The organism is Bifidobacterium sp. LH_419, assembly GCF_056356955.1.
Genome location: NZ_JBKEVG010000026.1, coordinates 1 through 9,279, shown reverse-complemented (window position 1 = coordinate 9,279; position 9,279 = coordinate 1). Strand labels below are relative to the sequence as shown.

The following is a 9,279-nucleotide window of genomic DNA, read 5'->3' as shown; positions in this document are numbered from 1 at the left end:
AGCCCGACCGCAATCAAGGACGGCCTACGGCCGACCTCATATCAGCTCGCTGTCGCTCGCCTTCGCCTACGGAGAGCCCACCGGGCTCTCCGCTTCACGGCTCAGCCCGTCAGAGGGGGCGTCGTGCCCGGACATGTGTGAACCGCACATCGCTGTTGTGCGAAAACGTTGTCACGCACTTTCGTCATTCCGCCCGGTGAACGCTAACGATATAATGCTGTAAGCAGTTTGACTGTGCCGTGATGCCGCGCGCAGGCTTCGCGAAACCGTTGTGTTTCGTGGGTTTGGGCACGGCGTCACCCAGCCTGCAGCGATGCGGGTACAACGTCGGATCGGGCGGTAAGAGGAGCCGCCGCGCTCGTGTGCGGTTGTCACGGCGGGCGATTCGATAACGATTCGATAACAATCGACAACAACGAAGTGCATTGAAGGAGAGGCTCTCAGCGTATGAGAACTACCGATAATCACGGAAACGAACAGAAGGGGAAGGGCGTGTGGCGCAAAGGCGTCGCGGCTGTGGCCGCGCTGCCGATGGTGTTCACGTTGATGACCGCGGGCACCGCCGTGGCCGCCGACGCGACATCGACGATCGCCCCCGCCACCAACAGCGAGAACAACGTGCTGAATCTCGCGTTCGACGGCAACACGAACGACGCATCCAACGCCAAGAACAACGGCACCATCGTCGGCGACGGCTCCAGCTACGTCGACGGCGCGAAGGGCCAGGCCCTGAAACTCACCGGCAAGCAGCATGTGAGCCTCAGCACCGCCGACACCCTGCAGTCCGGCAAGCTCACGTTCTCGTTCTGGCTCAAGCCGGACGGCTCGATGGGCAGCGGCGAGCAGCTCATCGCCTGGAACAAGGCCGCATGGTACGGCGACGGCTGGTACCTGACCACCACGAAGAACAAGGCGCTGCAGCTGTCCGCCGGCCCGGCGAACGCCAACAAGCAGCCGTACATGATCTCCGTGCCGACCGCGCGCGACGACTTCTTCCCGGCCGGCCAGTGGACGAACGTCGTCGTCACCTACGATTCCGACACGAAGACCGCCGCGATCTACCGCAACGGCGTCAAGCAGACCACCGAAGTCACCTATAACTACGGCGCGGACGGCGCGACCGGCGTGATCGGCACCACCGCGGACGAGAAGGGCCTCGGCTGGAACGGCGCCCAGTACAAGACCGATTCGCTCAACGCGACGATCGACGAGGTGCGCCAGTACAGCACCGTCGCCACCACCGCCGACGTCGAGAACCTCGTCAAGGAGGGTGACGCCAAGTTCGACGCGAAGACGCTCGCCCAGGCGGCGCTCGACAAGGTCGACATCGCCAGCGAGGCGACCGCGAACCTCACCTTCGTCGCCGACGCCGCGAACGGTTCGACGCTCACCTATGCCTCCGACAACGAATCCGTGATCTCCAACGATGGCGTCGTCACCCGCCCGGCCGTGGGCGAGAAGGACGCGACCGCGAAGATCACCGTGACCGCGAGCTACGGCTCGGCGGCCGTCTCGAAGACGTTCACCGTGACCGTCCCGGCGCAGACCGAGAACGGCGGCGACCACGACGTCCAGTACCTGAAGAACTACCTGTCCGAGCAGGGCATGGAGAACGTGACCATCTCCGACTCCTACCTGCAGAACGCGGGCAAGAAGGAGGTCGAATACCTCCTGAGCTTCGAGCCGGACCGACTGCTCACCGAATTCCGCGCCAACGCGGGCCTCGACACCAAGGGCGCGAAGAACTACGGCGGCTGGGAGAACGGCCCGTCCGCCTCCCGCAACCCGGACGGCACCAGCAATCCGACCCGCTTCACCGGCCACTTCGTCGGCCACTGGATCTCCGCCGCATCCCAGGCGCAGCGCTCCACGTTCGCGACCGACGACCAGAAGGCGCAGCTCGCCGAGAAGCTCAAGGCGGTCGTCACCGGCCTGCGCGAGGCGCAGGAGGCCTACGCGAAGAAGGACGCCACCAACGCCGGCTTCTTCCCCGCGTTCCCGGTGAGCTACGTGCCGAACGGCGGCGGCGGACTGCTCGTCCCGTTCTACAACCTGCACAAGGTGGAGCAGGGCATGGTGCTCGCCTACGAGTACGGCACCGACCAGGACACGCGTGACGCCGCCAAGGCGTCCGCCGTCGACTTTGCCAAGTGGGTCGTCGCCTGGAAGAAGGCGCACGCCTCCACCAACATGCTCAAGACCGAATACGGCGGCATGAACGACGCCCTCTACCAGGTCGCCGAGATCGCCGACGCGAAGGACAAGCAGACCGTGCTCGAGGCCGCGCATCTCTTCGACGAGACCGCGCTGTTCGAGAAGCTCGCCAACGGCCAGGACGTCCTCAACGGTCTGCACGCGAACACCACGATTCCGAAGCTCACCGGCGCCATGCAGCGCTACGTCGCCTACACCGAGGACGAGGACCTGTACAACAGCCTCTCCAAGGACGAGCAGGACAAGCTCACCAGCCTGTACCTCAAGGCGGCCGAGAACTTCTTCGACATCGTCGTGAAGGACCATACGTATGTGAACGGCGGCAACTCGCAGTCCGAGCACTTCCACGTGGCCGACCAGCTGTGGCATGACGCCACGCAGAACGGCGACCAGAACGGCGGCTACCGCAACTTCTCCACCGTGGAGACCTGCAACGAGTACAACATGCTCAAGCTCGCGCGCCTCCTGTTCCAGGTGACGAAGGACTCCAAGTACTCCGAATACTACGAGCACACGTTCATCAACGCGATCGTGGCCTCGCAGAACCCGGAGACCGGCATGACCACGTACTTCCAGCCGATGAAGGCCGGCTACCCGAAGGTGTTCGGCGTGACCGGAACCGACTACGACGCCCAGTGGTTCGGCAACGCGATCGGCGAGTACTGGTGCTGCCAGGGCACGGGCATCGAGAACTTCGCGAAGCTCAACGACTCGTTCTACTTCACCGACAAGAACGACGTCTACGTGAACATGTTCTGGTCGTCCACCTACACGGACAAGCGCCATGACCTGACCATCACGCAGACCGCGAACGTCCCGAAGCAGGACACGGTCACCTTCTCCGTGGCCGGTTCCGGCTCCGCGAACCTCAAGCTGCGCGTGCCGGATTGGGCCATCGCCTCCGGCATCAAGCTCGTCGTCGACGGCCAGCAGCAGGCCCTCACCAAGGACAAGAACGGCTGGGTGACGGTCGCCGTCAAGAACGGCACGCAGATCGCCTACACGCTGCCCGCGAAGCTCCAGGCCATCGACACCGCCGACAACAAGAACTGGGTCGCCTTCCAGTACGGCCCGGTCGTGCTCGCCGGCGCGCTCACCGAGACCAACTACAAGACGAACTACTCGTACGGTGGCGTGAAGGTCCGCGTGGCCAACTACGACTCCGACGCGAACGCGAAGGCCGCGGTCATCCCGACCAACGGCCAGACCGTGACCGAGTGGCTCAAGGGCATCAAGGAGGACGGCCTGTCCGGCAACCTGGTGCGCACCGACGACCCGAACACGGGCGCCCGCGAGACCCTGAGCTTCAAGTTCGCCAACGTGGACGGCGACGCCGCGAACCTCACGCTGCAGCCCTACTACTCGACGTACAAGACCACGTACGCGATCTACTGGGATATGGCCGAGGTCGACTCCGACGCCTACCAGCAGAACATCCTCAAGAAGAAGAACGACGCCGCCAACGCGAATCTCGTCTCCGACGCGGTCGACGCGTTCGACAACGAGTTCCAGCAGGAGCTCGCCCACAACGCCGCCAAGTCCGACGATTCCACCGCCGGCACGTGGCAGGGCAAGCAGTACCGTGACGCGAAGGCGGGCGGCTGGTTCAGCTACGACCTCGCCGTCTCCTCCGACAAGGACGAGTACCTCGGCGTCCAGTACGTCGGTGCGGACAACAACCGCAGCTTCGACGTCTACGTCGACCCGACCCCGGTCGCCGACAACTCGAAGGGCGAGCTCTCCGCCAACGCGGTCAAGCTCACGCGCAAGACCCAGTCCGTCGGCAACACCGAGTTCTACTGGGACGTCCAGCAGCTGCCCGCCGACCTTCTCGCGAAGGTCAAGGACGGCAAGGTGCGCGTCATGTTCAAGTCCAACGGCGGCCTGGTCGGCGGCGTCTACGGCGTGCGCATCCAGAACGCGAAGGCGCTCTCCGACGACGCGTCGCTCGAATCCCTCAAGTTCAGCGCCGGCACGCTCGCGCCCGCGTTCGACGCCGCGAAGCACCAGTACACGCTCACCGTTCCGGCGGACGCCAAGTCCGTCGAGGCCGTGATCGGCGTGAACAAGCCGGGTGCCTACGTGAAGGTGAACGGCATCGTCATCGACGACACGAAGGCCCGCGCCATCGCGCTCGACGGCGACGTCACCACCGTGGAGATCGCCTCCGTCGCGCAGAACCACGAGGCGACCGTGTACTACTCGGTGCAGATCGTGCGTGAGGGCGCCGTCGTGCCCGCCGCGACCGGTCCGGTGCTCAAGTACACCTTCGACAAGGACACGATTGCGAAGGGTGGCACGATCGCCAACAGCGGTTCCGCCGGCTCCAAGCTCGACGGCAAGGTCGTCAACGACGGCGCGTCCGCGTCCGACCACGCCGACAACGGCAAGGCGCTCACGCTGACCGGCGGCGCCAAGAGCACCGCCTCCCCGTACGTGCAGATTCCGGCCGGCGCGATCACCGCCGACCAGAAGAACGTCACCATCTCCGCCGACTACCAGTGGGATGGCAACAACACCTGCATCTACCCGTGGGCGCTCGGCCAGAACAACAAGAACTACCTGGTGAACATCGTCTCCTGCGGTTCCAACACGCGCGTCGAAGCGTCGAAGAACGGCACGCAGACCCAGCTCGCCGGCACCACCCCGGCCAAGGGCACGTGGGTGCACGTCGACGTGGTCGTCAAGGGCGGCAAGTCCATCGACTACTACCTCGACGGCGCGCTCGTCGCCACCAAGTCGACCACGCTCACCGCCGCCGACTTCATCGGCACGTCCGACATCTCCGGCTACCTCGGCAAGTCGTTCTACGACGACCCGTACTTCGGCGGCCAGGTCGACAACTTCCAGATCTGGAACCGCGCGCTCACCGCGGCCGAGCTGTTCAACCCGGACACCGACGAGCCGACCCCGGCCCCGTCCGATGACGCGACGCTCAAGTCGCTCACCGTCGCCGGCCAGGCGGTCGACCTCAAGGCCGCCGCCTCCGCGGACGGCGCGTCGATCACCGTCGACGATCCGGCCGCCGTCAAGGCGTCCGACGTCGTCGCCGAAGTCAACGATTCCGGCGCGAAGGCCGTCGCGACCATCGCCGACGGCGTCGTGCTCGTCAAGGTGACCGCCGCCGACGGCACCACCGTCAAGACCTACACGGTCAAGCTGGTACGCAAGGCCGTTCCGGTCCAGTCCGTCACCATTTCCGGCGACGGCGTCGCGGACGGCAAGGTCGCGCTCGAAACCGGCAAGACCGTGCAGCTCAACGCGACGGTCACGCCGGAGAACGCCGACGACAAGACCGTCACGTGGAAGGTGACCGAGGGCGAAGGCGTCGTGACCGTCGGCGCGACCGGGCTCGTGACCGCCGTCAAGGCGGGCGCGGCCAAGGTCGTCGCCGTCGCGGGCGGCGTCGAGTCCGCGCCGGTCGAGATCACCGTGACCGACCCGACGCCGGTGCCGCCGGCGGCGAGCGTCGATTCCGTGACCGTGACCGGTGACGGCGTCAAGGACGGCAAGCTGGCGCTCAAGGCCGGCGATACCGCCGCCTTGACCGCCGACGTGAAGGTGACCGGCGACGCGGCGAAGACCGTCGCGTGGACCTCCTCCGACGCCGCGGTCGCCACGGTCGACGAGAACGGCAAGGTGACCGCCGTGGCCGCCGGCAAGGCGACCATCACCGCCACCTCCACCGTCGACAACACCAAGTCCGACGCGGTCGCGGTGACCGTCAGCGCGAAGGACGACGGCAAGCCGGATCAGCCTTCCAAGCCCGAGCAGACCGCTCCGACCGAAAAGGACCTGACCGATGCGAACAAGGTCGTCGATCTGATCGGCGTCGACTCCGTCGCACCGGGCGCCAAGCTCACGCTCAACGCGGGCAAGGCGTTCGCCGGCAAGACCGTGAACGTGTACGCGATCGCGGGCGGCAAGACGGTGCTCGTCGCCTCCGGCGTGACCGTGGGTGAGGACGGTACGGTGGTCGTCACCGTACCGGCCGACCTCGCGCAGGGCGCGACCAAGTTCGTCGTCCAGTTCGCCGACGGCGCGCTCATCTGGGATGCGGTCAACGTCGCCAAGACCGCCGCCGAACAGCCGGGCACCGGCAACGGTTCCGGCCTGGGCGGTGTCTTGGGCGGCGTGACCGCCTCGACCGGCGCCGCCGTGGCCGGCGTGCTCGGCGTGGTGGCCGTGCTGGCCGCCGCCGGCATCGGTTTGACCATCTGGCGCAAGCGCCGCGCGTAGCGGCTGACCGGCTGACTGGTCACACTGATCGAAGGGCCTCCGCACTCACCCGGGTGCGGAGGCCCTTCCGCATCCCACGGCTATAATCGGGGCGTAATCATCCGCAGGCAACCATCGACGTGGAAGGAAACCGACATGCGCGAACTCAAGTGGGCGACGCTGGGATGCGGCGTCATCGCCAACCAACTCGAACAGGCGCTGGAACAGGGCGGACGCACACTGTACTCGGTGGCGAACCGCACGCACGCGAAGGGCGTCGCGTTCGCCGAAAAGTACGGCATCGGCAAGGTCTACGACGAGATCGACGACGTGTTCGCCGACCCGGACGTGGACGTCATCTACATCTCCACACCGCACAACACGCACATCGGATTCCTGCGCAAGGCGCTCGCCGCCGGCAAGCACGTGCTGTGCGAGAAATCCATCACGCTCAACTCCGGCGAACTCGACGAGGCGATCGCGCTCGCCGAAGCGAACCACGTGCTGCTCGCCGAGGCGATGACCCTCTACCACATGCCGCTGTACCGCGAGCTCGACCGGATCATCGCGGGCGGCGAACTCGGCAAGGTCAAGCTCATCCAGATGAACTTCGGCTCCTACAAGGAGTACGACATGGCCAACCGCTTCTTCAACCGCAATCTCGCGGGCGGCGCGATGCTCGACATCGGCGTGTACGCGCTCTCCTGCATGCGTTGGTTCATGAGCTCCAAGCCCGACCAGATCGTCTCGCAGGTCAAGGCCGCACCCACCGGCGTGGACGAGCAGGCCGGCATCCTCCTGACCAATCCGGACGGGCAGATGGCCACGATCACGCTGTCGTTGCACGCGAAGCAGCCGAAGCGCGGCACCATCGCGTTCGAGAACGGCTACGTGGAGATCTTCGACTATCCGCGCGGCGAACGCGCCACGATCCACGACACGACCGGTGCCGTGGTGCGCGAAGTCGAGGCGGGCGAGACCGCGCACGCGCTCGCCTACGAGGTCGCGGACATGGAGGCCGCGATCGCCGCGTACGAGGCGGGCCTGTCCGGTGAGATTCCGGCCGATGAGGCCGCGGCGAAGGTCGAGGGCCTCCTGCACATCGGCTACACGCGCGACGTGATGGACATGATGACCGAGATTCGCCGCGACCAGTGGCACATGACCTACCCGGAAGAGGAGTAGGGGGAACTGGACGGTTCGCTCCCGGATGCGTACGGCTCGCTCCGGGGTTTGTCGCACTATTCCGTGGCAAACCTCGGAGCGAGCCGTGATGGTCGGGGAGTGAACTGTGATAGTCGGGGAGCGAGACAGACGGTCAACACGTGTTGACTGAAGTCGACAAGCACGGTCCGGCGGCGGATTCGCGGCCGTAGGCTGGGAAGCGTAATCGCACGGTGACGTGAGAGGAGCGGACCATGACGGCGAAACAAGGCGGTTCCGGTGGCGGTGCGGCCGGTGGCGGTACTCGGTCCGGCGGCGGTGCGGGCTCGGTCGGCCGGCGCATCCGCGAGACCTTGGGATGGCGGTGCTGGACGGTACCGATCGCATTGGCGGCGCTGGCGCTGTCCGCGTCGCAGTGGCGCGTCGAACTGATGGGCGCGCAGGATTGGGCATGGCCCAAACTGCTGATGCAGCTCGTCATCATCGCGTCGACCGCGCTGTTCGTGGTCACGCCGTCCGTCTCCAGTGTGCTGACGATTGCGGCCTACTCGGTCGACGTGCTGCTGCCGTACCCGTATCTGGAATCGAACGGATGGTGCCTCGCCATCGCGCTCGGATACATCGCCTACCGGGCGCGCGTGCCGCTCACCATCGGCGTGTCGGCTATCTCGTCGGGATGAAATGGCTGGAGATGGCGACGTGGAGCGGCGGCATCGCCCTGAACATGCTGATTCCGCTCAACTCGACGTACATCGCCGCCGTCATCATCGGACTGATGGCGCGCCGGCAGACCGAACTCGCCACATTGCGCCGGCAGGCGATGCATGTGCGGCAGGTCGAGCGCAATCTCGACGTCGCCCACCGACTGCATGACGCCACCAGCGGCGAACTCACCTCCATCAGTCTGATGGCACGGCTCGGCATGCAGGACGCCGCGTCAGAACGGCAGCGTGAACTGTTCGCCGACATCATGGCGCGTGCGGGCGAGGCGCTGGAACATGTGCACCGCATCATCCGCATTCTCGCGGAGGATGGCGGCGGTGGGCGTAAGGATGAAGACGGTGACGGTGCTGGTGCCGATGTCGGCGGTGGTGATGTCGCATTGGGGGAGAGCGGGGACTCCGGTGCGGGGCATGTCGAGGACGGGATTACGGGGACCGGCGATACCGCCGATGTGGTCGCCGCCGTGCTGCGCGAGCTGACGGCGAACATCGTCCGATATGGTGGCGAGGGCGGCAGAAACTACACGTTGGACGTCGACGCGTCCGGTCGGGGAGTGGACATCGTGCAGACCAATCCGATGGGCGGTTCCGGGAACACGGATGAGGCGGGGAATCCGTCGGGCATAGGTGCCGGCTGGGGTGGAAGCGTTGACCAGAATATCGTCGGGACTCCGGTCGCATTGCCGCAGGGGCATGGGCTCGCATTGCTGCAACGTCGTGTTGAGGCGTGCGGCGGCGTCATGACGGTGTCGGCGGAAGCCGGGGTGTGGCGGGTGCGGGTCCACGTGCCGTTCGTAGAGGAGACGGGGCGGACGCTCCCCCAGTCGGCTTCGCCGACAGCCCCCTCGGCTGAACCGCACCCTGATTGTTGGACTGAAGTAATTCGGATTCGATGATTGGAGGTGCGGTTTCTCATGTCCGGGAATCGCAGGCGTCGTTATGACGATGGTTTCATGCGGCT

The 9,279-nt window shown here is 65.9% G+C and carries 4 protein-coding genes; all 4 read left to right on the top strand.

The genetic code is table 11. From position 1 onward, the window contains the following. The first annotated feature begins 447 nt into the window (after window positions 1–447). The 4 genes from AC1AYX_RS10315 (at window position 448) to AC1AYX_RS10300 (ending at window position 9,214) form a co-directional block, all read left to right on the top strand. The gene (locus AC1AYX_RS10315; protein ID WP_476503397.1) at window positions 448–6,453 is read left to right on the top strand and encodes a beta-1,3-specific beta-L-arabinofuranosidase; all 6,006 of its coding nucleotides are present in this window, start codon (window positions 448–450) and stop codon (window positions 6,451–6,453) included. Between the two features lie 135 nt (window positions 6,454–6,588). After that, complete coding sequence (locus AC1AYX_RS10310) at window positions 6,589–7,617, top strand: Gfo/Idh/MocA family protein (RefSeq protein ID WP_476503396.1); 1,029 nt, start codon at window positions 6,589–6,591, stop codon at window positions 7,615–7,617. A gap of 233 nt (window positions 7,618–7,850) precedes the next feature. After that, a complete protein-coding gene (locus AC1AYX_RS10305; protein ID WP_476503395.1) occupies window positions 7,851–8,276 on the top strand; it encodes a hypothetical protein in 426 nt (141 codons plus the stop codon). Window positions 8,277–8,287: 11 nt separating this feature from the next. Then, window positions 8,288–9,214, top strand: a complete 927-nt coding sequence (locus AC1AYX_RS10300; protein WP_476503394.1) for a sensor histidine kinase — start codon at window positions 8,288–8,290, stop codon at window positions 9,212–9,214. Window positions 9,215–9,279: the final 65 nt, after the last annotated feature.